This window comes from Pseudomonas sp. 43NM1, assembly GCF_002836905.1.
In the GTDB taxonomy this organism is placed as follows: Bacteria; Pseudomonadota; Gammaproteobacteria; order Pseudomonadales; family Pseudomonadaceae; genus Aquipseudomonas; species Aquipseudomonas prosekii.
The window spans coordinates 49288-75327 of record NZ_MKGS01000162.1 but is presented as its reverse complement, the minus strand read 5'-3'; the positions used below and the strand labels follow the sequence as shown (position 1 = coordinate 75327).

Genomic DNA, 26040 nt, shown 5'->3' with positions numbered 1-26040 from the left:
TGTGCTTTCGGGGTCCCGTCTTGGTATTTTTGGGGGATTGGCATAAGCTGACAACCTGCGAGGTTGGCGCTATGGCTATAGAAGGCATGATAAAATGTGAATCCCTCAGGGAAATGCTTGGCGTGGGCGCTCAGGTCGATGTCACTATCTCGGCTGAGCGGGACGCCTTTGTGGTGCTGGTAGGTACGGGGTTGACGAAATGTGCCTTGCAAGCAAAGCGAGGTCATATTCGCCGTTTTAAAACCCTAGACAGCGCAGCCCATTACCTCAATCGGATAGGCTGTCGGTACGTATCTGTAGATCTTGAGCACTGGACTCCTACCCAGCGTTCAATCGCCTAGCTCGTGAGAGCGTTATCTCTAACACTCTATCGGGGTACTGTTTTTTTATACAGTGATTTCTCCAGTCCTATCAAGCCCTGAAATGCAATTTCGACGGGTGGCGTTCTTTGTAGGTGGTGAAGGCCTGGCATGCCCTCATTCTAGTGGATACCCGCCATGTCGATCCTGATTTCTTAATTTTCAATGAATACGCTTGTTAGGTAACTCGGCTCCCCCCTCGTACATTTTTCCGCGAGCTTGGTCTCTAAAGATCAACTTGTCATCGAAGTACCGTTCACTCCGTATTGCATGGATAAGTTCATGTTCTTAATAGAATATATTAATAAATTTCAGCATGTAGTTTTTGCCCGAGAATGCGTCAGCAGGTGTGGTTTTAGATATTTCGGGTATTTTGAAGTGTTGGGTCATCGATATACGAATACCGATAAAAATTGCCATTTATTGCAGTGATAAATCTCCGTAGTTGGTGATAATTTGTTGGAGTGATCTTTATCGTTAAAGCGGCGGAAATCTCCATAGTTTCTGGGGATTTTGTTTTTATGTATTGCAAATGCTGGAAAAGTGGTCCTCGGGTATAGGTACTACGCTTCCAATCACTCTGATATCCCTCATTCACAAGTCTGCTGGTAATTATCCAGTAAGCGCTCATGGTTAAAAAATTACTTAACCAACACTCGGTATGACCTACCACGAGGACATACTGCAATGAGCGTTTCATTCAAATCAAAACGTATCCCTGGAAACACGAATCTTCGTTATTGGCGCGACGCCACCTATGATGGTTACCCCCTCATGGTGGATGCCGGTCCATTTGTTGAGCAGTACTTGGAAAAACTCTACCAGACCATGCAATACGCGTTGGGTGATTATTCTCGCGTATTCGCTTTCAGATTTGATTTGAGAATACCGCATGGAAAACCTTTACCTAGCGATGCACTGACCAATCAGGTGATTCGGAGATTTAAGGCGTCGTTGGGTGAACAGATTCTCTGGGATCGTCAACGTGCTCGAAACCGCAATAGATCAGCCCATGATTCCAAAGTTCGGATGTTTTGGGTCAGAGAGCTAGGTAGGGTGAGAGAGCGCCCTCATTATCATTGTATTGTGTTTCTCAATCGTGATGCCTATCGCTCGATGGGAGGTATAGGCTCAGAGCGTAGCAACATGCACAACCGTATTGAATTGGCTTGGGCTAGGGCTCTTCGCCTGCAAGTGGCAGAGGTACGTGGCGCGGTTCATGTTCCCCTGGGGGCTACCCACCACTTAACTCGTACAGATTACTTCGGGCAGGATGAGTTCTTTCGTCGGTCAAGCTACCTTTGCAAAGTAGCAACCAAACACTATGGCGATGGTCAGCATGGCTGTGGAGGAAGTCGGTGCTGAAGGATGATCAAATGCGGCCGAGCCACGCGATAGATACCTAGGATGCAACTGGCTAGGGGGAGAGTAGCGTATCTATCGCTCAGCTGATGTCAGTCTGGAGTGGAAGGCTGGTGCCTTTAGTCAGGTGGCTCAGGGTCGTTATTGTAGTAGGTAGCCCATCGGTTGGTCATCCTTATCGAAGCAGAGGATGGTTTCGCAGTGACCACCGATCTGATCGACGTTAGACTCACTCACCGAAGGCAGGTACTTACCCAATTCCGCGACTGGGGCCTTCTTCTCGTTGATGTAGCAGTCATCATCCATGCGCGGGTTGCACCAAGCGCTTTTTACGTCCGGCCATTCGAATTGCTGCTGGGCAGCTGGTGACGGTACAGCCGCTTTTTTAATACTTCCTTTCTCTGCTTGCCAAGCTGCGTACCCGCCTTCATAGCGCCCGTCAAACGTAGCGATGAGCTGATTATCAGGGACGCCAATATCCAGGTAGAACTGGTACAGCATAGAGCCGGCTTTCGCGTACGACATTTGCTGAGAGGTGTCGATACGGTAAGCCACTGGCTTACCGTCGGTGCTGATGCCGATACGGTACCAAATCGACAGCGCGAAGAAGGCATCCTGATTCCACTCACCTACCAAGCTAGTGTTTGTCCGGCACTTACCGCGTAGACACGTACCACTTACCTGGTTGACATAGCGTCGGTCCTGCTGGCGCTGGGCATCCCAGATAAGTACCTCGCGGGAGTTCTCCAGCCAAGTGCATTTGATCATAGGTTGGCCGTTGAAAGATTTCTTGGCGATACACGGAATTGCTTCGGGAAGACCGTTGGTAGAGGTCTCGTCTGGGAAGGCGATGTTGCCCCATGCGTAATGATCCACGACGGCATTTGCGTTGGCGCAGAAAGCGAGCAGAAGGATGCTGAGTATCCGTTTCATAGGTTCTCCAGTTTGTTGCTTTTGTCGAGTGTGAAATAAGAGCAGGTCGTTTAACAGCCGATGATAAAGGCGAACGCCAGCGTGTCGTGGGGGCAATCAATGTTGCTTCCGGTAACTATTTGAGAGCTATTTCTTGTACGTGACCCTGAGCTTTTTATTGACGTAGTCTTTGCGGATTTCGTAGTCGGGGTTGTAAGTGACTAGCGCATGGCCCACACCTGCTACGGCCGTCAATGTTGCTATGGTCAATGTTGCAGGTGTTGTGAGGACGCTGAATACAGCGCCAAGTGCGCCGCCCTGTACCACGGTGCTCTTCACGTCACTTGTGACTCGACACTTCAGTCCCAGGCTTTCAATCTTGGTTTCGACAAGTTTGATGCCCACCATGAAATTGCCTCTGAGGCCATGGATCTCGAAGGACGCTTTGCTCTTCACGAGACCTTCAATCTGCGCTTCATTCAGACCTGTTACGACGATCATGTTTTTTCTGAGCTCCCTGCATGAGGTGGTGGATTGGGGAATAAGCCGAATATCAACCGTTTGGGGTGAGTCTCGGCCTGTAAGGTCCTTCATGTCAACGGGTTGATCGCCAACCATCCGGGTTGAACTGGAGGGTGGCATGTCAAAAACTGAATCGAAGCAACTGGCAGAGTTGGTTGGGCAAGCGATTGCTCGTCAACGTGTACGCTGCCAGTTGAGTCAGGAGCAGATTGCCGAGAGGCTTGGGATTGGCAGTGAGGCTGTATCGCGCATAGAGCGCGGGGTCGTGATGCCCAACGTCGAGCGGCTGGTTGAGCTCGCGACGATTTTCGGCTGCGATACAGCCGACTTACTGACCGAGGTGAGTTCACGTCCAGAAGATCAAGCGCGCAGGCTTTACGATTTGCTGTCCCCGCTGGCACTGGATGACCGGGCACTCGTCATGGAAATGGTGGAGCGCCTTGTTGACCGACTTGGCCGTGATTGAGCATTCGGTGTCCGACTGTTAAAGGCTGAAGAGGCGACTGTTAAATCGTTGTATTTTTGGTGGGATGGTTCCAAATGGATGATGTGCTCAGCACCTTGAGCAGGCGATTCAGGATCCAGCACGCCAGCAGCACGGCAACTAGGAGTGGCGGGAAGCGCAACATCAGTACAAAGCTTGCGACGAGCGCCCCGGCTGCCGCTAATGCGCCAATGAACGCAAATAGGCACAGCAGAAATCGCAGTAGGGTCATTTCAGATCTCCAAAACCTACAAGGAAGCAGGCAACTTTTAGGCCAGTGGGTTTAGTGGCGAGCACTTGGAGCTTGCCGTCTAGTGAGCTGGGATTCGCCTGCGTTGCTTTGCATGGCCCTTGATGGACGCAACATCCGGGCTGCCACTACCGTGCTTGCCTGCTTCCAACCAATTTTCGTGGGGCATTTCTTGGTGCTGATCAAGCGCAGCACCGGGCATGTTTTGGTGATACTTTTCAATGGATTAGATTGCATAACCTTTACCTTTTGGAAATAGGACTACCCGATCAGTGATGAGGCTGATCGGGCGTTATGGGTTGGAAGAGGTATGCGGTCAGGCGACCAGTTGCAGAGCTGTGTCCAGGGCACGTTGTTTGATCTGCGCACCCTGGCCGAACCAGGCCGAGTCCATGCGGTATTCGTTGCTGCGGGCACGACGCTCATGATCGACGTATTCGGTCACGGCGTTGAGCAGCCCCCAGGCGGTGCCGCGTGCAGAGTCCAGCTGACTGCCACGGCCACGGCCTTCGTACAGTTCCTGGACTTTGCGCAGAGCGCGTTCGTTGGGCAGTACTTCTGGCAATGTGGCGGTCGGCGTTGTTTCGCAGAGTACGTTCATAAAGAACCCCAATGCCTCACTCCACTGCACCTTACGTTCGGCTAGCTCCCTCATGCGATACATGAAGTCATCCCATTGCGAGACCGCTATACCAAGTTGTTTCTTCACCGCCTTGGGATCAAAGCGAGTGTTGTGCGACACCCTGATGGCGCGGCTGGTGCCATCCAAAGCAATGGTCAGGGTGTTGTTGCAGACAACGCGTACGGTAGTCGGCGTTGCGGTGGTGGCCAGGGTGCCGTCGCAGGACGTGGCCAGCAGCAGATAGCCGTTAACATGGTCTTTACCCTTGAGTGCGGCACCTTGCCCTGTACGCGCCAGTGCCCAGAACTTGCGACCGCCCTTGAGCACGCCGGCCGTTTCCAGTTCGTAGCCCGATACATCAGTAAGATCTCGATAGAACTCCAGCACCTCCTTTGGTTGCACTATGTGATAGCGCCGGGATACCACCGACAACGGGGCCTTGGTATCCGAACGAAAGAGCACCTTCTGCTCGGGGAAGGAGTGGATGGCGCCAAGGTGGCCGACGGCGCTAGATTTAAAGTGGACGGGGCTCTCTTGGATCTCCCAGTCCATACCGGCCTCGCGTTGCCAGATTTCGATCGGTTGTTTCTGCGTGAGCTGATTGCCCAGACCATGCCACGGTGTAGCGCCAGCGTAGGCCATTGTTTCGATGAGGTGAGCCATGGTTCAGATTCCTTGGGGTGCACGTCTGCATCAATGCTGCGCAAGGCGCAGCACCAGAAGGACGTAATACATAGAAAGTTAGGTGGGAAGATTGAAGCGATGACCGCAGAGCAGGCAGAGGTTGTGGGCCAGGACGTGGCGGTCGAGCGACTCACCGAGCTGAGCGCCGAGCGCGCAGCCACCTATGCCACCGGCCAGTCCGCCAAGGATGGCGCCCGATATAGAGCCGAGTGTGATGCCGAGTGGGCCGGCAATGGCACCGATGATCGCGCCAGCCTGGCTGCCTGCGAGGGCGGCGCTGACGCCACGCGTAGCGCCGCCCACGGTACCGATGACGGCACCAATTTTCATGGCGTGATGGGAGGAGTCGACTTTTGGAGAGTGGCAGCGAGGGCACTGCAATGACATGGGGCGAACCTCGTGGGTGGGGTAGTCAAGGTGGTTATGTATCAATGAGATTTTTTCGAATGGACTGCGAGGCCCCTGCTATTCCAGCTACTCGGTAGCTGGAATAGCAGGTGCGCGGTATTAGATTTGCGATTTATCTGCGTTTTGATTTCTAGTTTTTTATAAATGTCAAGGTCTGTGCTTAGGGGTTCTGTATAACTTTTAAGCAGTGCAGATGAGGTGCTGGGATGCCCGAAATACGATGACGCCTTAACCGATTTGGAGGTGGATCGTGAACTGTGAACATAGAAATCAGGGTGTCGATGCAGTGTGTGGGGCAGGTGGGCCTGTTGTGAGGGTGATCCGTATGAAGCGGTTAAGCGAGATGCTCTCGGTTTCGAGATCAACCCTGTATGACTGGTTAAATCCAAGTAGTCCTCGTTATGACTCAGAATTCCCGAGGCCGGTACGCCTGTCTGCAAAAGGAGTAGCGGTTGGGTGGTTTCTTGATGACGTTATTCGTTGGCTCAGTAATAGAAAATGAAAAATTAACAATTTGAATAACTAATAGCCTAATTATTTTAGGCTAAGTAAATAGGTGTGAAGTCATGAGTTCTATCGATGGTGGTAAGTTTGGTGATAATGAGTCTGGGTGCTCGTCCACTGATATGGAAGAAATCGACTCATTCCCAATTTTTAAAGATGCGGTAGTAAGTATTGCACAACAGACTCTGGCGCCGGTTGAGTTGGTTTTGTCGGTTGTTCTTTCAGTTGTTTCGTTGGTTTGTCAGTATCTAATAGATGTAAGAAGGCCGTGGGGGAGTCTTGGGCCGGTATCACTAATGATTTTTTCGATAGCGCTTTCAGGTGAGAGGAAAACCGCGATTGAAGATATTGCAGTTAAAGCTCTAAGAGCGTTTGAAAAGAAACGAAAATTGTCGGATTCTCAAAAAATCAGAGAATGGTCGGTTTTGTTGGAATTGTGGGAAAAGCAGAAAAAGAAAATTCAAAAAAAGATGCTTGATGAAAGCTTAACATTGAGCAGTTATAAACAGCTTGAAAGCGATCTTTTGGTGCACGCTAAATCAGAACCTGCCCGCCCGCCAATGTTTAAGATGACTCATCAAGATGTCACTGCTGCTGCGTTATCTAAAGCATTGGCACAAGACTGTCCGTCCGCAGCATTGTTTACGAGTGAGGGTGATATAGCCCTAAGGGGCGTTGTAAATCAGGTAGGCATGATGAACGCTTTATGGAGCGGCTCCGGTCTTGAAGTTGGGCGGGCTTATTCAGGGGATTTCTCATTGGCAGACGTGCGGTTTAGTATTGGTGTTGGGGTCCAGCCAAGGGTGTTTGAGGACTATTTAGAAAGAAAAGGCGAGCTTGGTAAGGCATCAGGATTTTTTGCGAGGTCATTGATTTTTTATCCAGAGTCTACTCAGGGTACTCGATTTATTGAAGGTGAGGTTCGGGTCGATTTAAGTCGATATGAAAAGAGAATAGAAGAACTTCTCGAAGAGAATGTTAAAAAGTTTGATAGCCGTGATGCGAGTAAGTCAGTGGTTGGTTTTTCAGCTGAGGCTAGCGAGGAGTTGATATGGCTTCACAATAAGATCGAGAGAGAAATGAGGGTTGGTGGTAGCTATGAGCGGGCTCGTGATCATGCGTCAAAGTTGGTGGAAAATATTTCTAGAGTTGCCGCTTTACTTCACTTCTTTGAGTCTGGTGGAACTGAAATTTCCCTGTCCGAGTTGTCGTCTGCTGAGAAAATTGTTATGGGGTGCTCTGTGATGTATAAGGGGCTTTTTTCGTTTTCGCCTCAAGTTGTTACTGATGCTGATGCGCTAATCTCTTGGTTGCAGTCTAGGTGTGATAGCCCACTTTTTAGGCGGACTAAGCGAAATGACGTTTTGCAGCGGGGGCCAGCAGCCTTGCGTCGTGCTACACGGCTAAATCGCGCAGTTGATTATCTGGTGGAAAAGGGGCGAGTGAAGGAGGTTGTGTATGGGCGAGTAGCGGAGATTGAGTTAATTTAATATGATTTTGTATTTTTTTAGTATCTTAAGGTTTGGTGGGTGATGAATGGACGTGCCTGAAGCGATAGAGTACTTGGCGATCCTGGTTGGCTCTAATGGTCGTGTTTTATTACGCACAGAACCTGGCCTGGTTGGAGGGTTCTTTATAAGGGTTGAGTTGTCTGTAGATAAGTCTCCAGAAAGTGCGATTATCGAATCGGTATTTAATGAAAGTGGGTTGAAGGTGAAGGTGGACGCTGTTGGGGAAGGTGTTTATTTTGGTGCGAGAGGAATGTGTGGGTATTTTGTTGTTAAAATAGTTGGCTCTGAGGAAGCTGTTGGGTTGGATGGGTTTTCGGTTGACTGGTACAGCATTGAGGGGGCGGCTAATCTGATATCGGGCTTGAAGAGTGATAGTGAATTTGAGTTGGAAAGATCTGTTTTAGTCGTAGCTTCAAATATTGTTGAAATGAGTGGTGCTCTAGTTGATGAGAAGTTTAAGGGGGTGATTGAAAGTTCAGAATTTGAGAGCTTTAAAGACATCTGTGTTGATGTCGAAAGAATTTTATCGGGTGGTTCTGGTGATTTTTGGAGGCGCGGAATAAGCTCGGACCTGGTAATCGGAATGTTGGATGAAACTCAAAAGCGAATTAGTTGCGGGGAAATAGATTCTGAGTATGAACAAAATATTCTTGCTCTTGTTGGTAGAGATTCTAGATCTAAGAAGCATGAGCGCTATTTGATAGAGACTATTTCAATATATACAGCTAGGGCTTATGATTTCTTATTGAGCGGGAATTCTGTTGGTTGCAATGAGGAATGTCTGAGTGTTCTAAAGTATGTCGATATATACGATCGATCATATCCGGGGGAGGGGCGGGCGCGGCGAGAGAGGGGATTTAAAGGCGGGACTGGTAAGGCGAAGACGAGTGCGGAAATTAGTCGTAAGATTGGTATGAGTGAAAGTCTCATTCGTCAAACTATTCTGAACGCCCTCCGTGCGCACGCTCCTTATCGTGCACGCGCCACTTATGTATCTATTGTGGATATGATAATTGATGACGTTTATCATGGTGTTAAATGTCAGGGGATTGAGCGTAATCGTGACGATCTGTGTGGTTGTGTCCTAAATATGCTAGCAGAAGATGTCGTGGCTAAGAAAATTGTTAAGTTTCGGTAGTTTTAAGTGATTTTAAATTAACTTCAGAATAAAATTTCTGTGCGGTCAGTCTGTGCTTGGGATGGTTATATGAGTTTCAGCGCAGAGGCGTCGAAGTTGTATTGATCTGTCACTTGAGGTGAGTCGCTTAGTTGTTGGTTTTTTAGTTGCGCGATGATCAACCGAACCGAGACGTCTATGGTGCAAAAGTTGAAGACCTCTCGTGCTAGGCTGCGCATGCGCGAGAGGGGATGATATCACCTACTGGAGGGGCGTTTTTTCTGAGACTAATCAATAAATTGATTAGTGCTCAGGTTGACGTGGGTGGGAGTGTTACAAATAAGCTCCAGTCATTCATGAGTAAGCGCCTCTTATCAAGAAAGTCCGAGCGAGAGTACGCTCCCTCGGTCTGATCACGCTCGTCATGTGCTAACGCCATTTCACAGACTTCACGAGGATAATGGGTGCATTCACCGGCCCAGTCACGAAATGAAGATCGAAAGCCATGGCGAGTGATGTGCTTGTACCCCATGTCATGCAGTAGAGTTCGTACAGCATTTGCATGCATTGCCCCAGTCTTGCCTTGTCCTGGGAACAGAAAAGGACTTCCTTCATCTCGCGGAATACTTTTCACCAGTTTTACGACGTCCTCGGCGAGCGGAATGACGAAAGCTACCCGCATTTTCATTCTCTCATCTGGCAGTGACCAAGTTTTAGCTTCTAGATCAAACTCATCCCAACGAGCGAACCTGACCATGTGGGCGCGTGCGCTGGTCATGATAAGCAGTTGAGCAGCCCATGATGGAGGTGTGGAGCTCGCCCTGAGCTTCATCATCAGCTCAGGCACTTCCTGCCAGCGCAAAGCTTCAAAGTGCTCACGCTTCCGAGCTTTCCTCTTTTCAGAACGGCTCAACAGGTTGTCTAAGTGCCCGCGCCAGCGAGCAGGGTTCTCACCTTGTCGCAGGTTACGTGCCTTGGCTGCGTCCAGGACTTGTTCTATTTGCCCGCGTACCTCGTCAGCGGTTCTGGTCTTGGTGGCCCAGATGGGTTGCAACACCTTAAGCACTTCGGGAGTGCCTATGTCTTCGGCTGACAGCTTGCCTATGTGATCAAACGCGTACAGCTCCAGTTTCCGCAGCCACCCTTTACGCCACTTTTCCGACCACGCCGCGCCGTGAGCGTCACGGTATTGCGTTGCGAGCGTCTCGAATTTTAGTTGCTTGGCTTCATTTGCACGCTGAGCTTCCCGTTGAGCTGCACGCTCCACGTCTCTGGCTGTCAGGGGATCAATGCCATCGTTCAATTGACTGCGTTTGGTGCTGGCTGCTTGTCTGGCTTTCTTTAGGCTGACTTCAGGGAATGAGCCCAAGCCCATCTCCCTACGACGCCCCGCCAATTGAAAGCGAAGTAGCCAGGATTTACGTCCGGTAGGTTTGACGACCAAGCGGAGGCCATCGCCATCTTCGTAAGTGCCAGGCTCGGTCAGGTTCTCGACTTGTTTCGGATTCAGTTTGCTCATGGATTTCCCCTTACTGTCCCTTTGTCCCCCCACCTGTCCCCCCACTTCCACCTCGGATGAGGTCAGATGGCGTTAAACACCATCGGACAGGGGAATGCTTGAAACCCCCGGAATAGCTAAGCTATCAGGAAGATTCTCGGACGGGATAGGATTATTTTGGACAATTAAAAAGCCGGCTTGTGGCCGGCTTCTCGGGGACTGGCTTGGTTTATTTTTGGTAAACCGCGCCAGCCTTCAAAACGTACACCCGGCTCTTGCGTCCGGCTGTGGGACTCGGCGAGAAAGTCATCTGCCGGGTCGGGTGCGCTCAGCGCCGCGGGGCGGGGTGAGCGCAAATGTGGGGCGCAGCATACTGATTTTTTTAGCGGATTCCCAGTGGGAAGTGCCGGGTAGAGCGATTGCACTGATGTGTAGCAGCTGCCGAAGGCTGCGTCCGGCTGCGTAGCAGTCGTAAGGTCATGGCCCCCGGTGTGACTGAATAACCGCGATTAGCGGATTTACGACTGCTGCGCAGCCGGACGCAGGCTTTGCCAGGTGCTATAGGGTAATGCGTTACAGGAATGGCAATGGCGGCCGTCGTTTGTGCAGTGTCGACCACCAGAACACCCAGCCCAGCACGTGGATGTTTTGCTCTTCGATCTGTGCCGCCCGGAATACTTCGTCCGGGTATTGCGAGCTGTTGTGGCTGCGTAATCGCAGGCCGTTGCCGGGCATCCGGTGCAGGTATTTGATCCGCAACATGCCGTCGTGCTCGATCGCGTAGATTTCGCCGTCGACGATCTGGGTCAAGCCACGATCGATTGCGATGATCGAGCCGTCTTCGATTTTCTCGGCCATGCTGTTGCCGATCATGTGGGCGCAGATGGCGTCCTTGTAGTTGATGTCCAGTGAGTCGAGATCGCTGCGGGACAGGCGCATGGGTTGGCTGTCGTCTTCGATCACGTGAGTTTTGTTGGAGCCGGGGGCAATGGCCACTTCTTTATAGAAGGGCAGCTCGACGTCGGTCGGTTCGAGCACGCTGTAGGAACCGCGAATCGCCTGGGCGTCGTAGAGGTTGCCGGTCTCGTCGATCAGGCACAGGTCTTTCGGCCCTTCGGCGGTTTTCAGCCAGGTGCTGTGAACTGACAGTTTGCGCGCGACTTCTTCCATGCAGTAAGCGGGCACTCCGCGGGTGTACCAGTTGTGTACATTTTGCGGAGGCGTGTCCAGGAAATCGGCGAATCCTGTCGTCGTGATGTTCGCTGCTTTGAGCAGCGCTTTAAACCGTGGACCGCTAGTGTTTTTTTTCATGAGCGCGAGTCTACGGGCGCTGGAGAGGGCTTTGAATAAACGAACTGTTCAAATTGCGCGGGAATTTTACGACTGGATGTAAGCCGGTTTTAAGGAACGCTACACAGCCAAAAACCGTACAAGAAAATCCTTAAACGCTCTGTTTGCCAGCGCTGTTATCAGCGCCCACAAAAAACCCCGGAGCACCGGGGTTTTTCTTGCAGCTTGAAGCTCAAGGCTCACAGCTGTGCTCAGCCTTTGTAAGCAGCAACCGACTTCATGATCTCGGTGCGAGCGGCTTCTGCGTCGCCCCAACCTTCGATCTTCACCCATTTGCCTTTTTCGAGGTCTTTGTAGTTCTCGAAGAAGTGCTTGATCTGTTCCAGCAGCAGGGCTGGCAGATCGGTGTATTCCTTCACGTCGACGTACAGCTGGGACAGCTTGTCGTGTGGCACTGCGATGACTTTGGCATCGCCGCCGCCGTCGTCGGTCATGTGCAGGATGCCGACTGGACGCGCGCGGATCACCGAGCCTGGAGCAACCGGGTAAGGGGTCACGACCAGCACGTCGAGGGGATCACCGTCGTCAGCCAGAGTGTTAGGGATGAAACCGTAGTTGGCCGGGTAGAACATCGGGGTGGCCATGAAACGGTCAACGAACAGGCAATCGCTGTCTTTGTCGATTTCGTATTTGATCGGCGCGTGGTTGGCCGGGATCTCGATCGCGACGTAGATGTCGTTCGGCAGGTCTTTGCCAGCCGGAATCTTGCTGTAGCTCATTGGGCGGTGCCCCCGTTAGTTGACCAAAAACACTTGGCCGGATTGACCAAAAAGTGGCGGCGATTATAGGCATATTCTGCCGGCGACGCCACGTACCAGAGGTCGTAGAGACCTTAGTCGTGTGCCTGATAGACCGGGTTCTCGGCGAGAAGTTGCCGCAGCCGGGCCAGCGGATCCTGGCGATAGAAAAGCATTAGCTGCTCGTAGACTTGCGGATAAGCCTCGTGGAGCAAATCCGGGGCGCTGAAGAAGTATTCGCTGGTGACGGCGAAGAATTCGGCCGGGTTCTCGGCGGCGTACGGGTCGATCGCGGTTTCGGCGTCGGGGTCGTGGTCGAGTTGCCGATTCAGGTCGTCGAAGGCCTGTTGCATCACGCTCGCCCAGTCGCTGACGCGCATGCTCGGGTGCAGCGGCGGCAGGCCGTTGGCGTCGCCGTTGAGCATGTCGAGTTTGTGCGCCAGTTCGTGGATCACCAGGTTATAGCCTTCCCAGCCGCCGCTGGCCATCACGCCCGGCCAGGCGAGAATCACCGGCCCTTGCTGCCAGGCCTCGCCGCTGTGCTCGCCGTCCCATTCGTGTTCGACGCCGCTGGCGTCTCGATGGCGCTGCGGGCTGAGGAAGTCGTCGGGATACAACACGATTTCGTGGAAACCCTGATACCAGTTCAGCTCGCCAAGATTGAGCAGCGGCAATTGCGCTTGCGCGGCGAGCAACAGGCGTTGCTCCTGATGCAGTTCGACGCCGGGCAGGGCGGTCAGGTGTTTGGCGTCGAGGAACAGCACGCAGGCTTCACGCAGCCATTGGTCTTCGGCGGCGCTGAGGCCGTCGAGAAAACTCAAGTGCTGGCGCACCCGCTGCCATACGTCGTCGGCAATCGGGTGCCTGGCCAGAATGCGCCGGCGACGCCAGGCGCTCAGGGACCACATAGACAGGCGCTTAGCGGGTTTCGGCTTTGGAGCTCGAACCGCCGAAACGGCTGCGGACCAGGCCGATGATCATCGGCACCAGCGACAGCAGGATGATGGCGACGACCAGCAGCGACAGGTTTTTCTTGATGAACGGTACGTTGCCGAAGAAGTAACCCAAGGTCACCAGGCCACCGACCCAAAGAATCGTGCCGAGGACGCTGAAGCCGAAAAAGCGTGGATAAGGCATCTTCGCCACACCGGCGACGAACGGCGCAAACGTGCGGATGATCGGCAGGAAACGCGCGAGCGTGACGGTTTTGCCGCCGTGCTTATCGTAGAAATCGTGGGTTTTTTGCAGGTAATCGCGGCGGAAGATTTTCGAGTTGGGGTTGCTGAAGAGCTTCTCCCCGGTGGTTCGGCCGATCACGTAATTGGTGCTGTCGCCGAGGATCGCCGCCAACATCAGCAGGCCGCCCAGCAGTACCGGGTCCATGCCGCCACCGGCCGCTACCGCGCCGGCAATGAACAGCAGGGAATCGCCCGGCAGGAACGGCATTACCACCAGCCCGGTCTCGCAGAAGATCACCAGAAACAGGATGGCGTAGATCCATGGCCCGTAATTGGTCACCAGCATGTCGAGATACACATCGAGATGCAGGATAAGGTCGATCGGGTTGAAATCCATGGAGGGGCACCTGTTGAGGCGGTCCGACTCGGCAGACCTGTGCGTATGACTTCATGTAAGGCTACAAGCAGGTGTAGTTTTTCTTACAAGACGGGAAGCTCGGGATTATACGGCCGGAACACTCAAAAGCGTGCCGAGTTTGTAGCGGGGGATGTCACGGTGCGACCCATGGCTCACGCCAAACTTTGTAGGTCTGAGCTCCTGTGGCGAGGGGGCTTGCCCCCGTTGGGCGCAAAGCGCCCCCAGCAGTTGCAGCGTGTTGTCTTGGTTTACGACGGCTTCGCAGCCGAACGGGGGCAAGCCCCCTCGCCACAAAAGCGCTCTCGCTACAGGTTGCTCGCCGCGCTGAAAGTGTTACAGCTCGTCGCTGATCGGCAGCACGTAGTTCTTGAATTCGGTGTCTTCCTTGAACCCGATCGACTCGTAGGTTTTCTGCGCCACTTCGTTGTCGCTGCTGGTCGACACACGCATGCGCACGGCGTTGGTTTCCTTGGCCATTTTCTTCGCGGTGCGGATCAGGTTGTCGGCGACCAGTTGGCGGCGCGCGTCTTCGGCGACGTAGATGTCGTTGAGGATCCACACGCGTTTCAGCGACAACGAGGAAAAGCTCGGGTACAGCTGACAAAAACCCATCAGCTTGTTGTCGTCATCGGACAACGCCAGGTAAATCACCGATTCCTTGCGGCGCAGGCGTTTTTCGAGGAACGCCCGGGACGAGTCCGGATAGGGCAGGGAGCCGTAAAACTCACGATATTTGACGAACAACGGGGTCAGGAGGTCCAGATGTTCGAGGGTCGCTTGAATAATCCGCATTGATTGTTCTCGTCTTCAAGTGGCTGTCTTCACGTGCGCTGACGGCGATCTACCCGGGCAGCCGTGCGTCGATCCTGCCTGAAACCGGAGCAGAAACGCAATGCGGAAACGGTTCAGGCCTGCGGCGGACTGAGCAGGAAATTTCCTTTCATGTCGGCGGCGTTTTCCGAGTCCAGCGTCTGAAGTTGCGCTTCGTCCTTCAGATTGACCCCCGACAACTGACGCCGACAGGCTTCGCGCATCAGATACAGCAAACGGTGCGCCGCCATGCCGTAGCTGAGGCCTTCCAATCGGACGTTGGAAATGCAATTGCGATAGGCATCGGTGAGGCCGACCTTCGGGTTGTAGGTGAAATACAAACCCAGGCTGTCCGGCGAACTGAGACCGGGGCGTTCGCCAATCAGGATCACCGCCATTTTTGCGCCGAGCAGTTCACCGATCTCGTCAGCCACGGCCACTCGGCCCTGTTCGACCAACATCACCGGCGCCAGCGACCAACCGTCGGCGCCAGCCTGTTCTTCCATGCGCGTCAGAAACGGCAAGGTGTGCCGGTGCACGGCCAGCGCCGACAAGCCATCGGCGACCACGATCACCAGATCGACCCCGCCGGGATGCGCCGCCGCGTAATCACGCAGGGTTTGCGCCGATTGATCATCCAACTTGCGCCCGAGGTCCGGGCGCTGCAGATAGCTGTTTCGGTCGGTGGCGGCGCTGTGCAGCAACAAACTCTCGCGTCCACGTTCGGCCAGTTGTGCGCTGATTGCGCCGTGGTCAAACGGCAAATGCACCGCGTCGCGGGCCTGCGCGTGGGCGTACTGGAAGTCCAGTTGCGCGCCGGTGGGCATGCTGGTGCCGGTGCGACCGAGGGCAATCCGCGCCGGTGTCAGGTTGCGCAATTGCAGCCACGGGTTCTGCGGATCAACAGGTGGTTTATCCATTTCAACACTCATCCCAGTTGCGCCAAGGCGTGGCGGAAGGCCGGCGGCAGGCTGTTGCCGAACTGAATCTTGCCGTCAGCCTGGGTGAAGATGCCCATTTTCTCCAGCCACTGCTCGAACTCCGGCGCCGGTTTTAAACCAAGCGTTTGGCGCGCGTAGAGCGCGTCGTGGAACGAGGTGGTCTGGTAGTTGAGCATGATGTCGTCGGAGCCGGGGATGCCCATGATGAAGTTGATGCCGGCCACGCCGAGCAGGGTCAGCAGGGTGTCCATGTCGTCCTGATCGGCTTCGGCGTGGTTGGTGTAGCAGATGTCGCAGCCCATCGGCACGCCGAGCAACTTGCCGCAGAAGTGATCTTCGAGGCCGGCGCGGATGATCTGTTTGCCGTTGTAGAGGTATTCCGGGCCGATAAACCCGACGACGGTGTTCACCAGAAACGGTTTGAAATGGCGCGCTACCGCGTAGGCACGCGTCTCGCAGGTCTGTTGATCGACGCCATGGTGGGCGTTGGCCGACAAGGCGCTGCCCTGGCCGGTTTCGAAATACATCAGGTTTTGCCCGAGGGTGCCGCGATTGAGGCTGAGCCCCGCGTCGTAACCTTCCTGCAACAAATTGAGGTTGATGCCGAAACTGGCGTTGGCCGCTTCGGTGCCGGCAATCGACTGGAACACCAGGTCCAGCGGCACGCCACGGTTCACCGCTTCGATCGAGGTGGTGACGTGAGTCAGCACGCAGGCCTGGGTCGGAATGTCGTAGCGCTGGATGATCGCGTCGAGCATTTCCAGCATCGCGCAGATTGAGGCGATGCTGTCGGTGGCCGGGTTGATGCCGATCATCGCGTCGCCGTTGCCGTAGAGCAGGCCGTCGAGAATGCTCGCAGCGATGCCGGCCGGTTCGTCGGTCGGGTGGTTGGGCTGCAGGCGCGTGGACAAGCGGCCGCGCAGGCCCATGGTGCCGCGAAATTGGGTGACCACGCGGATCTTCTGCGCCACCAGCACCAGGTCCTGCACGCGCATGATTTTCGACACGGCGGCGACCATTTCCGGGGTCAGCCCTGGGGCGAGGGCGCGCAGGCTCTGTTCATCGGCGGCATCGCTGAGCAGCCAGTCGCGAAAACCGCCGACGGTGAGGTGGCTGACCACGGCGAAAGCCTGTTTATCGTGGGTGTCGATGATCAGCCGGGTGACTTCATCGGCCTCGTAAGGGATCACCGCTTCCTGAAGAAAATGCGTCAGCGCGATGTCGGCCAAGGCCATTTGTGCGGCCACTCGCTCGCCGTCGTTGAGCGCGGCCACACCCGCCAGAAAGTCCCCGGACCGCGCCGGGCTGGCCTTGGCCATGACGTCTTTGAGGCTGTCGAAGCGATAAGTCTGGGCGCCGACCGTGTGAGCAAAACTAGCCATACAGATTCTCCGTGACGACGCAGCCTCTGTGTTTGCAGGGCTGCGTCGAAGTTTGCGCCGAGAGGTGCGGCGGTCAGTGCAAGGCTTCTTCTGCTTGCTGAATCGCCGCGAATTCCTCTTCGGGCGTGCCTGCTACCAAGTGATGCCGACTGTAGAAAGCAAAGTAAGCAATTAACACTCCATAGATGATCGCCGCGCCGATGACCACCCGTGGATCCACCAGAAACCCCGCCACCACAGCGATGCACGCCAGAACCAGTGCGACGCCGGAAGTGAAAATGCCGCCCGGCGTACGGTACGGACGGTCCATTTTGGGGCGACGGATGCGCAGGGTGATGTGCGCCGCCATCATCAGCACGTAGGAAATCGTCGCGCCGAACACCGCCACCAGAATCAGCAGATCGCCCTGGCCGGTCAGCGACAGGCCAAAACCGATGATGCCGGGGATGATCAACGCCAGCACCGGCGCTTTGCTTTTATTGGTTTCCGACAGTTTGCGCGGCAGGTAACCGGCGCGGGACAAGGCAAAGATCTGCCGCGAGTAGGCGTAGATGATCGAGAAGAAACTGGCGATCAGCCCGGCCAGACCGACGAGGTTGACGAAAGAGCCCATCCACGTTGAACCGCCGTAGGCTTTGCTCAACGCTTCGACCAGCGGATTACCCGAGGTCAACAAGGCATTGGCGCCCGCGCCGCCCGGGCCGATGACCAGGATCAACAGGGCAAAACTCACCAGCACCAGCATCGCGCCGATCAGGCCACGGGGCAGGTCGCGCTTGGGGTTTTTGGTTTCTTCGGCGGCCAACGGCACGCCTTCGACCGCGAGGAAAAACCAGATCGCGTAGGGGATCGCCGCCCAGACGCCAACGTAACCGAAGGGCAGGAAAGTGCTGGCGCCCTTGGCGTCGGTTACTGGAATGTCGAGCAGATTGGCCACGTTGAAGTGCGGCACCATCGCTACCAGAAACACACCCAGTGCCAGTGCGGCGACGGCGGTGATGACGAACATCAGTTTCAACGCTTCGCCGACACCGAATATGTGGATGGCGATGAAGATGATGTAGAACGCCAGATAGATCATCCAGCCGCCGATGCCGAATAACGACTCGCAATAGGCGCCGATGAACACGGCAATCGCCGCTGGCGCGATGGCGTATTCGATGAGGATCGCGGTGCCGGTGAGAAATCCGCCCCACGGCCCGAATGCGCTGCGGGCGAAACCGTAACCACCGCCGGCGGTAGGAATCATCGAGGACAGTTCAGCGAGGGAAAAGCACATGCACAGGTACATGGTGGCCATCAGCAACGTGGCCAGAAACATGCCGCCCCAACCACCCTGGGCGAGGCCGAAATTCCAACCGGCGTAGTCGCCGGAGATGACGTAAGCAACGCCGAGCCCGACCAGCAGAACCCAACCGGCGGCACCCTTTTTAAGTTCGCGTTGCTGAAAGTATTCGGAGCCGACTTTTTCGAAGTCGACGGAGGAGCCGGTAGCCGGAACTCCCGTTTGATCGCTAGGCATAAGAGTTCACCTGTTCTTATTGTTTTTGACCCGCAGTGGTGATGGCGGGAGAGTTCACGCTCGCAACGTCGGCAACTTGACAACCGCCATCGTCGGCAAGCCGTGCTCCCACAGGAGCAACCCAATCCTGTGGGAGCGAGGCTTGCCCGCGATTGCCGTTACGCGGCTGCGCGCCGAATCAGAAGAAGCCCAGCGGATTTATGTCGTAACTCACCAGCAGGTTTTTCGTCTGCTGATAGTGATCGAGCATCATTTTGTGCGTCTCACGGCCGACGCCGGACTTTTTGTAACCGCCAAACGCCGCGTGCGCCGGGTACAGGTGATAGCAGTTGGTCCAGACCCGACCAGCCTTGATCGCGCGGCCCATGCGGTAGGCGCGGTTGATGTCGCGAGTCCACAGCCCGGCGCCGAGGCCGAACTCGGTGTCGTTGGCGATGGCCAGCGCTTCGGCTTCATCCTTGAACGTGGTGATGCTCACCACCGGGCCAAAGATTTCTTCCTGGAACACGCGCATTTTGTTGGTGCCCTTGAGCAGGGTCGGCTGGATGTAATACCCGGTCGCCAGATTGCCCTCGAGTTTTTCCACTTTGCCGCCCGTCAGCAACTCGGCGCCTTCGCCCTTGGCAATCTCCAGGTACGAAAGGATTTTGTCGAATTGCTGCTCGGACGCCTGCGCGCCGACCATGGTGTCGGTGTCCAGCGGATCGCCGCGTTTGATTTGCAGGACTTTTTTCATCACGACTTTCATGAACTCGTCGTAAATCGATTCCTGAACCAGCGCGCGGGAAGGGCAGGTGCAGACTTCGCCCTGGTTGAAAAACGCCAGCACCAGACCTTCAGCAGCCTTTTCGATAAAGGTCGGCTCGGCTTGCATGATGTCTTCGAAGAAGATGTTCGGCGACTTGCCACCCAGCTCCACGGTGGATGGAATAATGTTTTCAGCGGCGCATTTCATGATGTGCGAGCCGACCGGCGTCGAACCGGTGAAGGCAATTTTGGCGATACGTTTGCTGGTGGCCAGTGCTTCGCCGGCCTCTTTGCCGAACCCTTGCACGACGTTGAGCACGCCGGCCGGCAGCAAGTCGCCGATCAGTTCCATCAGCACGGTGATGCCCAGCGGCGTTTGCTCGGCAGGTTTGAGCACCACGCAGTTACCTGCGGCGAGGGCCGGGGCGAGTTTCCACGCGGCCATCAGGATCGGGAAGTTCCACGGGATGATCTGCCCGACCACGCCCAGCGGTTCGTGAATGTGATACGCCACGGTGTTGCCGTCGATTTCGGCAGCGCTGCCTTCCTGCGCACGCAGGCAACCGGCGAAGTAGCGGAAGTGATCTGCCGCCAGCGGGATGTCGGCATTGAGGGTTTCGCGCACGGCTTTGCCGTTGTCCCAGGATTCGGTGATCGCCAGGACTTCCAGATTCGCTTCGATACGATCAGCGATTTTCAGCAGCACCAGCGAGCGCGCCTGGACGGACGTCGCGCCCCAGGCATCGGCAGCGGCGTGGGCGGCGTCGAGGGCTTTGTCGATATCTTCAGCCGTGGAGCGCGGGAATTCGGCAATCGGTTGGCCATTGACTGGCGAAGTGGTGGTGAAGTACTGACCTTTGACAGGCGCGACGAACTCGCCGCCGATGTAGTTACCGTATTTGCTCTTGAACGAAACGATAGCGCCTTCAGTACCGGGGTGAGCGTAACGCATGGTGAAGTTCTCCTTGGCTTTTGTGCTTATAAGGGAGAGCGCATGTGCGCCTGCTATAAGCGTAGAGCAAAGGTCGGGCCACTGCCTTGCGGGGCAATGAAACCAAGGGGTTGGCCGGGTTTTGTCGGACGGGCGGAGGGGCGCTGTAGCGAGTTTGGTACAGCGTGGGTGGCAGTTTGTACCGCTTGTGGCACAGCGCGTGACTGATGAGTCTTGCCAGCATTGCAATGCCAAAGAGCCTGGAGGATGCTGGGCGACAAATTGCCACACAGGGTTCCGTGTGGCTTCGTGGATCTGTGGCGAGGGGGTTCACCCCCGTTGGGTTGCCAAGCAACCCCAAACCCAGCCACCTCGATTTACCTGTAATGCTGAGACCGCAAGCTCAAGATTTACGACTGCTACGCAGCCGAACGGGGGTAAACCCCCTCGCCACAGGTTGTGGCTATAGCAAGTACTCACCTTTCGGGGAGAACAATAAGAAATGCACGACAACCATTTAAGTCGCCATGCCCGACAAGTCTTGACCGTTACCCAAGGCAAATCGCACCTGCACGGCCCCGGCAGTGATCCGTCGATTGCCCGTTCGTGGCTGCGCTGCCTTGAGGATTATCATCTCGACCCGGCCCTGACCATGGCGCCGACCGTGCTCGAACATGGCCGCGTGCTCGAAAGCCGTGAACGTTTGCAGCAAGTGCTGCAGATTGCCGGCAGCGAAATGACCAGCCTGCACCAGCAACTCTCCGGCGCCGGCCACGCCGTGCTGCTGACCGATGCGCGCGGGGTCATCCTCAATTGCGTCACCGCCCCTGCCGAGCGGCAGATTTTCGAGCGCGCCGGGCTCTGGCTCGGCGCCGACTGGAGCGAAGCCTGCGAAGGCACCAACGGCATCGGCACCTGCCTGGTCGAGCGTCAGGCGCTGACCATCCACCAGGACGAACATTTCCGCGGCCGCCACACCGGCCTGACCTGCTCGGCGAGCCCGGTGTTCGACCCGCATGGCGAATTGCTCGCAGTGCTCGACGTGTCGTCGGCGCGCCACGACGTTTCGCGCCAGAGCCAGTTTCACACCATGGCGCTGGTCAATCTGTCGGCGAAGATGATCGAGAGCTGTTATTTCCTGCGCTACTTCGACAATCAATGGCTGCTGCGTTTTCACTTGCAGGCCGAATCGGTCGGGCTGTTCAGCGAAGGGCTGCTGGCGTTTGACGGCGAAGGGCGGATCAGCGCGGTCAATCAAAGTGCGCTGAACCTGCTCGGGCATATTCGCGGCGGGCTGCTGGGCAAACCGGTGGAAGCGTTTTTCGATTGCTCGCTGGACCAATTGCTCGGCCGCGCCAGCGCCAATGCCAGCGCCAGTTGGCCGTTGCGCACGCGCGATGGGCGCAATCTGTTCGCGGTGCTGCGCGGCCAGCCACGCAGTATCCCCGCGCCAGCGCCGGGGCAACCGCTGCTGGCCGAGCGTCCACGCTTGTCAGGCATCTGTCTCGGCGATGCGGCGTTGCAAGAGAACTTCCGCAAAGCCTTGCGCGTATTCGAGCGCGACGTGCCGTTGCTGATCAATGGTGAAACCGGTTCCGGCAAGGAGGCCTTCGCCAAAGCCGTGCATCAGGCCAGCCAGCGCGCGCCGAAATCCTTCGTCGCGCTGAACTGCGCGGCCATCCCCGAAAGCCTGATCGAAAGCGAATTGTTCGGTTATCGCGGCGGCAGTTTCACCGGCGCGCGCAAGGAAGGCATGCGCGGCAAGTTGCAGCAGGCGGACGGCGGCACGTTGTTTCTTGATGAAATCGGCGACATGCCACTGGCGTTGCAGACGCGCTTGCTGCGCGTTTTGGAGGATCGGCAAGTGGTGCCGATTGGCGGCGAACCGGAGTCGGTCAACGTCAGAATTATCAGCGCGACCCACCGCAATTTGCTCGACCGGGTGAACGACGGCAGCTTCCGCGAGGATTTGTACTACCGCTTGAATGGTTTGGAAGTGGCGCTGCCGGCCCTGCGTGAGCGCAGCGATAAATCGCAGTTGCTGGATTTTCTGCTGGCGGAAGAGGCGGGCGGCGAAACCGTGCTGATCGACGAACCGGCGCGTCAGGCCTTGCTTGCTTTTGCCTGGCCGGGGAACGTGCGGCAGTTGCGCAATGTGCTGCGCACCTTGGCGGCGCTGTGCGATGGCGGACGAGTAGGGCTGGAAGATTTGCCGACGATGATTCGTCAGGCACGACCGGCGGTTGATGCAGCGGTTGAAGTGTTGGTGGACACGTCTTCGGAGCATCCGCTGGAAGATGCCGAGCGTCTGGCGTTGCTTAATGCGCTGGAGCAGCAGCGCTGGCACATGACCCACACCGCCGAACAACTCGGCGTCAGCCGCAATACCCTCTATAGAAAGCTGCGCAAACACAACATCGCCCGTTCCGCGTGATGACCTCAACCCCACATCGTCTGCTAGCGGCTTTTGTGGCGAGGGGGTTTACCCCCGTTCGGCTGCGCAGCAGTCGTAAATCTCGATTCGCACTGTGCCTGGCAAACTGCAGCTGCAGGTTCGGGGGGCCGCTGCGCAGCCCAACGGGGGTGAACCCCCTCGCCACAGAGGGGTGCGCCGATCTCAGCTAAGCCGGTCTCAGCTAAAGAGTGCGAATTTCGCCACCCTACGCTAACCTGCGGCGATGTTTTACGAGGTCGACTATGCACATTCATATTCTTGGTATCTGCGGCACTTTCATGGGTTCGATGGCGGTTCTGGCCAAAGAGCTGGGCCACCACGTCACCGGCTCCGATGCCAACGTCTATCCGCCGATGAGCACTCAACTCCAGGCGCAAGGCATTGAGCTGACCCAGGGTTACGACCCGGCGCAGCTTGAGCCGGCGCCGGATCTGGTGGTCATCGGCAACGCCATGTCGCGCGGCAACCCGGCCGTCGAATACGTGCTGAACAAAGGCCTGCCCTACGTTTCCGGCCCGCAATGGCTGGCGGATCACGTCCTGCAGAATCGCTGGGTGTTGGCCGTCGCCGGCACGCATGGCAAAACCACCACCAGCAGCATGCTCGCCTGGGTGCTGGAACACGCCGGCATGAGCCCGGGTTTCCTGATCGGCGGCGTGCCGCAGAATTTCTCGGTGTCCGCGCGTTTGGGTGACACGCCGTTCTTCGTCATCGAAGCTGACGAATACGACAGCGCGTTCTTCGACAAACGCTCGAAATTTGTTCACTACCGCCCGCGCACCGCGATCCTCAACAACCTTGAGTTCGATCACGCTGACATCTTCCCCGATCTGTCGGCCATCGAGCGGCAATTCCACCACTTGGTGCGCACCATTCCAAGTGAAGGCCTGGTGATTCATCCGACCACTGAGCCGGCGCTGCAACGCGTGATCGAAATGGGCTGCTGGACCCCGGTGCAAACCACCGGCGCCGGCGGTCAGTGGCAGGTCAAGTTGCTCAGCGAAGACGGTTCGAAGTTTGAAGTGATGTTCGAAGGCGTCGCGCAAGGCGTGGTCGAGTGGGACATGACCGGCCAGCACAACGTTGCCAATGCATTGGCGACATTGGCGGCGGCGCGGCATGTCGGCGTTGTGCCGTCGATGGGCATCGCCGCGTTGAGCGCGTTCAAAAGCGTGAAGCGGCGGATGGAAAAAGTCGCCGAAGTGCGCGGCATCACCATTTACGACGACTTCGCCCACCACCCGACCGCCATTGCCACCACGCTGGATGGCTTGCGCAAGAAAATCGGCGATGCGCCGCTGATTGCGATCATCGAGCCGCGTTCCAACTCGATGAAGCTCGGCGCGCACCGTGACGGTTTGCCGGAAAGCGTGGTCGATGCCGATCAAGTGATCTGGTACGCGCCGGCCAACCTCGGCTGGGATCTGGCCGGCACTGCGGCGCTGTGCACGGTGCCGTCGATTGTCAGCGATTCGCTGGAAGGCATCATCGAACGAGTGAAAAGCCAGGCGCAGCCCGGTACGCACGTGGTGATCATGAGCAACGGCGGCTTCGGCGGCCTGCACGGCAAACTCGCCGAGGCGCTGCAATGAGCGGCGCCGTGATGAGCCATGGCCCGGAGCGCATCACCCTGGCGATGACCGGCGCGTCCGGCGCGCAGTACGGTTTGCGCCTGCTCGATTGCCTGGTGCGTGAAGATCGCGAGGTGCACTTCCTGATTTCCAAGGCTGCACAGTTGGTCATGGCCACCGAAACCGACGTCACGCTGCCGCCGAAACCGCAAATGATGCAGGCCTTCCTCACCGAATACACCGGCGCCGCTGCCGGGCAGATCAAGGTGTACGGCAAGGAAGACTGGATGTCGCCGGTGGCCTCGGGTTCCGGCGCGCCGGCGGCGATGGTGGTAGTGCCGTGTTCGACCGGGACTTTGTCGGCGATCGCTACCGGCGCCTGCAATAACCTGATCGAACGCGCCGCCGACGTCACCTTGAAGGAGCGCCGCCAGTTGATTCTGGTGCCGCGCGAGGCGCCGTATTCGAGCATTCATCTGGAGCACATGCTCAAGTTGTCGAACATGGGCGTGACGATCCTGCCGGCGTCGCCGGGGTTTTATCACCAGCCGCAAACCATCGACGACCTGATCGACTTCGTCGTCGCGCGGATTCTCAATCTGCTGAACATCCCTCAAGACATGCTGCCGCGCTGGGGCGAGCATCACTTGAGCAATGATGAGTAAGCAATGATGAGTAAGCCGCGATGAGTAAGCTGCTGGCTGCGGCGATGGCGGTGCTGCTGGCGTTGCAATTGTCCGGTTGCGCCACGGCGCGCACGCTCGATGCCGCCAAACCGGGGGCGCCAGTGGTGTATTCGGGAACGCGGCTGGATTTGTATGCGATGAACGGCGGGTGTTGCGCGATGGATCGGTTTGGCGCTGAAGCGCCGAGCTATCCGGGTTTGGACCTGCCGGGCAGTGCGTTGCTCGATACGCTGTTGCTGCCGTTGTCGTTGCTCACCGTGATTGGCGTGAGTTTTCAGGCGACTGGCGGGTTGTAACAGAGCGCTTGGCGCTCTATCGCGAGCAAGCTCGCTCCCACAGCGGATGTGTGAGCGACACAGAATCCCTGTGGGAGCGAGCTTGCTCGCGATGGCGTCCTGCCAGACGCCGCAGAATTACTTGCCTAACTTGCGCAATTCATCCGACTCGACCACTCGCACGCCATCCTGTTCTTCCAGCGCCAGGCGCCACATTGCGCGGGCCAGTTGGCAGGCTTCGATGCCGTGATATTTGCCGGGGATCAACCGCGACAACGGGCCGGCGAATTGCTCGGCCAGACGCGGCTCGACCCGGTCACCGAGCAGCAGCGAAGGTCGGCAAATGGTCAGTTGCGGCCAGTCCTGCGCGCGCAAGGCCTGTTCCATTTCGCCTTTGACCCGGTTGTAGAAGATCGACGATTTCGGATCCGCCCCCAACGCACTGATCACGATCAGATGCCGCGCGCCCATGTCCCGCGCGCGTTTGGCGAACGCCACGACCATGTCCAGATCGACCGCGCGAAACGCTTGTTCCGAGCCTGCCTGTTTGATTGTGGTGCCGAGGCAGCAATAGGCGATGTCGACTCGACCATTGAGTTGCGGCAAGAACACCGCTGGGTCGCCGACCGGATTTTCCAAGTGAGGGTGCTCGGCCAATGGCCGGCGTGAAGGTGCCAATACCCGTGTAATCGTTGGCTCGTTGAGCAGGCGATCAAGCAAATGTTCGCCAGTTAATCCGGTAGCTCCGGCAAGCAATACATGCTGAGGCGTCAAGTACATAGTGTTTCCCCCTTGATACTGTTC

25 protein-coding genes are annotated in these 26040 nt (G+C 56.4%); 9 read left to right on the top strand and 16 right to left on the bottom strand.

Annotation, left to right across the window (positions count from 1 at the left end; translation table 11 throughout):
* Positions 1–1046: 1046 nt before the first annotated feature.
* The gene (locus BI292_RS19795) at positions 1047–1724 is read left to right on the top strand and encodes an inovirus-type Gp2 protein (RefSeq protein WP_101208868.1); all 678 of its coding nucleotides are present in this window, start codon (positions 1047–1049) and stop codon (positions 1722–1724) included.
* Between the two features lie 138 nt (positions 1725–1862).
* Here BI292_RS19795 and BI292_RS19790 read toward each other — a convergent pair whose 3' ends face one another.
* The gene (locus tag BI292_RS19790) at positions 1863–2654 is read right to left on the bottom strand and encodes a hypothetical protein (protein WP_101208867.1); all 792 of its coding nucleotides are present in this window, start codon (positions 2652–2654) and stop codon (positions 1863–1865) included.
* A 126-nt stretch (positions 2655–2780) separates the two neighbouring features.
* Positions 2781–3134: a hypothetical protein gene (locus BI292_RS19785; protein ID WP_101208866.1), complete on the bottom strand. Its 354-nt coding sequence runs from the start codon at positions 3132–3134 to the stop codon at positions 2781–2783.
* A 139-nt stretch (positions 3135–3273) separates the two neighbouring features.
* Here BI292_RS19785 and BI292_RS19780 point away from each other — a divergent pair, with 139 nt between their 5' ends.
* Positions 3274–3621, top strand: coding sequence for a helix-turn-helix domain-containing protein (locus BI292_RS19780; RefSeq protein WP_101208865.1), 348 nt, complete (start codon positions 3274–3276; stop codon positions 3619–3621).
* Positions 3622–3661: 40 nt separating this feature from the next.
* Here the strand turns inward: BI292_RS19780 and BI292_RS19775 are convergent, their stop codons facing one another.
* The 3 genes from BI292_RS19775 to BI292_RS29215 all read right to left on the bottom strand — a co-directional run bounded on the left by BI292_RS19775 (position 3662) and on the right by BI292_RS29215 (position 5525).
* The gene (locus BI292_RS19775; RefSeq protein WP_101208864.1) at positions 3662–3871 is read right to left on the bottom strand and encodes a hypothetical protein; all 210 of its coding nucleotides are present in this window, start codon (positions 3869–3871) and stop codon (positions 3662–3664) included.
* Positions 3872–4205: 334 nt separating this feature from the next.
* The gene (locus tag BI292_RS19770; RefSeq protein ID WP_101208863.1) at positions 4206–5174 is read right to left on the bottom strand and encodes a DUF932 domain-containing protein; all 969 of its coding nucleotides are present in this window, start codon (positions 5172–5174) and stop codon (positions 4206–4208) included.
* A gap of 78 nt (positions 5175–5252) precedes the next feature.
* Positions 5253–5525 carry a hypothetical protein gene (locus BI292_RS29215; RefSeq protein WP_256592713.1) on the bottom strand — a complete coding sequence of 91 codons (273 nt, stop codon included), beginning with the start codon at positions 5523–5525 and terminating at the stop codon, positions 5253–5255.
* Between the two features lie 328 nt (positions 5526–5853).
* Between BI292_RS29215 and BI292_RS19760 the strand changes: the two genes are divergently transcribed.
* The 3 genes from BI292_RS19760 to BI292_RS19750 all read left to right on the top strand — a co-directional run bounded on the left by BI292_RS19760 (position 5854) and on the right by BI292_RS19750 (position 8756).
* Entirely contained in the window at positions 5854–6105 is a 252-nt protein-coding gene (locus tag BI292_RS19760) for a helix-turn-helix transcriptional regulator (protein WP_371918741.1), read from the top strand.
* Positions 6106–6169: 64 nt separating this feature from the next.
* On the top strand, positions 6170–7597 hold the full coding sequence (locus tag BI292_RS19755; protein ID WP_101208860.1) for a DUF3987 domain-containing protein: 1428 nt from the start codon (positions 6170–6172) through the stop codon (positions 7595–7597).
* A gap of 46 nt (positions 7598–7643) precedes the next feature.
* Positions 7644–8756 carry a hypothetical protein gene (locus tag BI292_RS19750; protein WP_101208859.1) on the top strand — a complete coding sequence of 371 codons (1113 nt, stop codon included), beginning with the start codon at positions 7644–7646 and terminating at the stop codon, positions 8754–8756.
* Positions 8757–9045: 289 nt separating this feature from the next.
* Here BI292_RS19750 and BI292_RS19745 read toward each other — a convergent pair whose 3' ends face one another.
* From BI292_RS19745 to BI292_RS19700, 10 genes are all read right to left on the bottom strand, one after another.
* Positions 9046–10254: an integrase arm-type DNA-binding domain-containing protein gene (locus BI292_RS19745; RefSeq protein ID WP_101208858.1), complete on the bottom strand. Its 1209-nt coding sequence runs from the start codon at positions 10252–10254 to the stop codon at positions 9046–9048.
* 552 nt (positions 10255–10806) lie between these two features.
* Positions 10807–11544, bottom strand: a complete 738-nt coding sequence (locus BI292_RS19740) for a helix-turn-helix transcriptional regulator (protein WP_101208857.1) — start codon at positions 11542–11544, stop codon at positions 10807–10809.
* Positions 11545–11774: 230 nt separating this feature from the next.
* Positions 11775–12302: an inorganic diphosphatase gene (gene ppa / locus BI292_RS19735; protein ID WP_045061525.1), complete on the bottom strand. Its 528-nt coding sequence runs from the start codon at positions 12300–12302 to the stop codon at positions 11775–11777.
* 113 nt (positions 12303–12415) lie between these two features.
* Positions 12416–13228 carry a zinc-dependent peptidase gene (locus BI292_RS19730; RefSeq protein ID WP_101208856.1) on the bottom strand — a complete coding sequence of 271 codons (813 nt, stop codon included), beginning with the start codon at positions 13226–13228 and terminating at the stop codon, positions 12416–12418.
* Positions 13229–13238: 10 nt separating this feature from the next.
* Entirely contained in the window at positions 13239–13895 is a 657-nt protein-coding gene (locus tag BI292_RS19725; RefSeq protein WP_092277581.1) for a DedA family protein, read from the bottom strand.
* Between the two features lie 354 nt (positions 13896–14249).
* Positions 14250–14708: an N-acetyltransferase gene (locus tag BI292_RS19720; protein WP_092277583.1), complete on the bottom strand. Its 459-nt coding sequence runs from the start codon at positions 14706–14708 to the stop codon at positions 14250–14252.
* A 113-nt stretch (positions 14709–14821) separates the two neighbouring features.
* A complete protein-coding gene (gene eutC / locus BI292_RS19715; RefSeq protein WP_092277585.1) occupies positions 14822–15646 on the bottom strand; it encodes an ethanolamine ammonia-lyase subunit EutC in 825 nt (274 codons plus the stop codon).
* A gap of 8 nt (positions 15647–15654) precedes the next feature.
* Complete coding sequence (locus tag BI292_RS19710) at positions 15655–17049, bottom strand: ethanolamine ammonia-lyase subunit EutB (protein ID WP_092277587.1); 1395 nt, start codon at positions 17047–17049, stop codon at positions 15655–15657.
* A 73-nt stretch (positions 17050–17122) separates the two neighbouring features.
* A complete protein-coding gene (gene eat / locus BI292_RS19705) occupies positions 17123–18571 on the bottom strand; it encodes an ethanolamine permease (protein WP_101208855.1) in 1449 nt (482 codons plus the stop codon).
* A gap of 178 nt (positions 18572–18749) precedes the next feature.
* Positions 18750–20270 carry an aldehyde dehydrogenase family protein gene (locus BI292_RS19700; RefSeq protein WP_092277591.1) on the bottom strand — a complete coding sequence of 507 codons (1521 nt, stop codon included), beginning with the start codon at positions 20268–20270 and terminating at the stop codon, positions 18750–18752.
* 481 nt (positions 20271–20751) lie between these two features.
* Between BI292_RS19700 and BI292_RS19695 the strand changes: the two genes are divergently transcribed.
* From BI292_RS19695 to BI292_RS19680, 4 genes are all read left to right on the top strand, one after another.
* Positions 20752–22683, top strand: a complete 1932-nt coding sequence (locus BI292_RS19695; protein WP_101208854.1) for a sigma-54-dependent Fis family transcriptional regulator — start codon at positions 20752–20754, stop codon at positions 22681–22683.
* Between the two features lie 263 nt (positions 22684–22946).
* Positions 22947–24296, top strand: coding sequence for a UDP-N-acetylmuramate:L-alanyl-gamma-D-glutamyl-meso-diaminopimelate ligase (mpl, locus tag BI292_RS19690; RefSeq protein WP_101208853.1), 1350 nt, complete (start codon positions 22947–22949; stop codon positions 24294–24296).
* A gap of 11 nt (positions 24297–24307) precedes the next feature.
* Positions 24308–24940 carry a flavin prenyltransferase UbiX gene (gene ubiX, locus BI292_RS19685; protein WP_092281636.1) on the top strand — a complete coding sequence of 211 codons (633 nt, stop codon included), beginning with the start codon at positions 24308–24310 and terminating at the stop codon, positions 24938–24940.
* A gap of 20 nt (positions 24941–24960) precedes the next feature.
* On the top strand, positions 24961–25257 hold the full coding sequence (locus tag BI292_RS19680) for a YceK/YidQ family lipoprotein (RefSeq protein ID WP_101208852.1): 297 nt from the start codon (positions 24961–24963) through the stop codon (positions 25255–25257).
* Positions 25258–25374: 117 nt separating this feature from the next.
* Here the strand turns inward: BI292_RS19680 and BI292_RS19675 are convergent, their stop codons facing one another.
* On the bottom strand, positions 25375–26016 hold the full coding sequence (locus BI292_RS19675) for an oxidoreductase (RefSeq protein ID WP_092277599.1): 642 nt from the start codon (positions 26014–26016) through the stop codon (positions 25375–25377).
* Positions 26017–26040 lie beyond the last annotated feature (24 nt).

Bases quoted from the DNA above. Each gene is read 5' to 3' on its own strand.
- BI292_RS19795 (WP_101208868.1), top strand. From the start codon at position 1,047: ATGAGCGTTTCATTCAAATCAAAACGTATCCCTGGAAACACGAATCTT.
- BI292_RS19790 (WP_101208867.1), bottom strand. From the start codon at position 2,654: ATGAAACGGATACTCAGCATCCTTCTGCTCGCTTTCTGCGCCAACGCA.
- BI292_RS19785 (WP_101208866.1), bottom strand. From the start codon at position 3,134: ATGATCGTCGTAACAGGTCTGAATGAAGCGCAGATTGAAGGTCTCGTG.
- BI292_RS19780 (WP_101208865.1), top strand. From the start codon at position 3,274: ATGTCAAAAACTGAATCGAAGCAACTGGCAGAGTTGGTTGGGCAAGCG.
- BI292_RS19775 (WP_101208864.1), bottom strand. From the start codon at position 3,871: ATGACCCTACTGCGATTTCTGCTGTGCCTATTTGCGTTCATTGGCGCA.
- BI292_RS19770 (WP_101208863.1), bottom strand. From the start codon at position 5,174: ATGGCTCACCTCATCGAAACAATGGCCTACGCTGGCGCTACACCGTGG.
- BI292_RS29215 (WP_256592713.1), bottom strand. From the start codon at position 5,525: ATGAAAATTGGTGCCGTCATCGGTACCGTGGGCGGCGCTACGCGTGGC.
- BI292_RS19755 (WP_101208860.1), top strand. From the start codon at position 6,170: ATGAGTTCTATCGATGGTGGTAAGTTTGGTGATAATGAGTCTGGGTGC.
- BI292_RS19750 (WP_101208859.1), top strand. From the start codon at position 7,644: ATGGACGTGCCTGAAGCGATAGAGTACTTGGCGATCCTGGTTGGCTCT.
- BI292_RS19745 (WP_101208858.1), bottom strand. From the start codon at position 10,254: ATGAGCAAACTGAATCCGAAACAAGTCGAGAACCTGACCGAGCCTGGC.
- BI292_RS19740 (WP_101208857.1), bottom strand. From the start codon at position 11,544: ATGAAAAAAAACACTAGCGGTCCACGGTTTAAAGCGCTGCTCAAAGCA.
- ppa (WP_045061525.1), bottom strand. From the start codon at position 12,302: ATGAGCTACAGCAAGATTCCGGCTGGCAAAGACCTGCCGAACGACATC.
- BI292_RS19730 (WP_101208856.1), bottom strand. From the start codon at position 13,228: ATGTGGTCCCTGAGCGCCTGGCGTCGCCGGCGCATTCTGGCCAGGCAC.
- BI292_RS19725 (WP_092277581.1), bottom strand. From the start codon at position 13,895: ATGGATTTCAACCCGATCGACCTTATCCTGCATCTCGATGTGTATCTC.
- BI292_RS19720 (WP_092277583.1), bottom strand. From the start codon at position 14,708: ATGCGGATTATTCAAGCGACCCTCGAACATCTGGACCTCCTGACCCCG.
- eutC (WP_092277585.1), bottom strand. From the start codon at position 15,646: ATGGATAAACCACCTGTTGATCCGCAGAACCCGTGGCTGCAATTGCGC.
- BI292_RS19710 (WP_092277587.1), bottom strand. From the start codon at position 17,049: ATGGCTAGTTTTGCTCACACGGTCGGCGCCCAGACTTATCGCTTCGAC.
- eat (WP_101208855.1), bottom strand. From the start codon at position 18,571: ATGCCTAGCGATCAAACGGGAGTTCCGGCTACCGGCTCCTCCGTCGAC.
- BI292_RS19700 (WP_092277591.1), bottom strand. From the start codon at position 20,270: ATGCGTTACGCTCACCCCGGTACTGAAGGCGCTATCGTTTCGTTCAAG.
- BI292_RS19695 (WP_101208854.1), top strand. From the start codon at position 20,752: ATGCACGACAACCATTTAAGTCGCCATGCCCGACAAGTCTTGACCGTT.
- mpl (WP_101208853.1), top strand. From the start codon at position 22,947: ATGCACATTCATATTCTTGGTATCTGCGGCACTTTCATGGGTTCGATG.
- ubiX (WP_092281636.1), top strand. From the start codon at position 24,308: ATGAGCCATGGCCCGGAGCGCATCACCCTGGCGATGACCGGCGCGTCC.
- BI292_RS19680 (WP_101208852.1), top strand. From the start codon at position 24,961: ATGAGTAAGCTGCTGGCTGCGGCGATGGCGGTGCTGCTGGCGTTGCAA.
- BI292_RS19675 (WP_092277599.1), bottom strand. From the start codon at position 26,016: ATGTACTTGACGCCTCAGCATGTATTGCTTGCCGGAGCTACCGGATTA.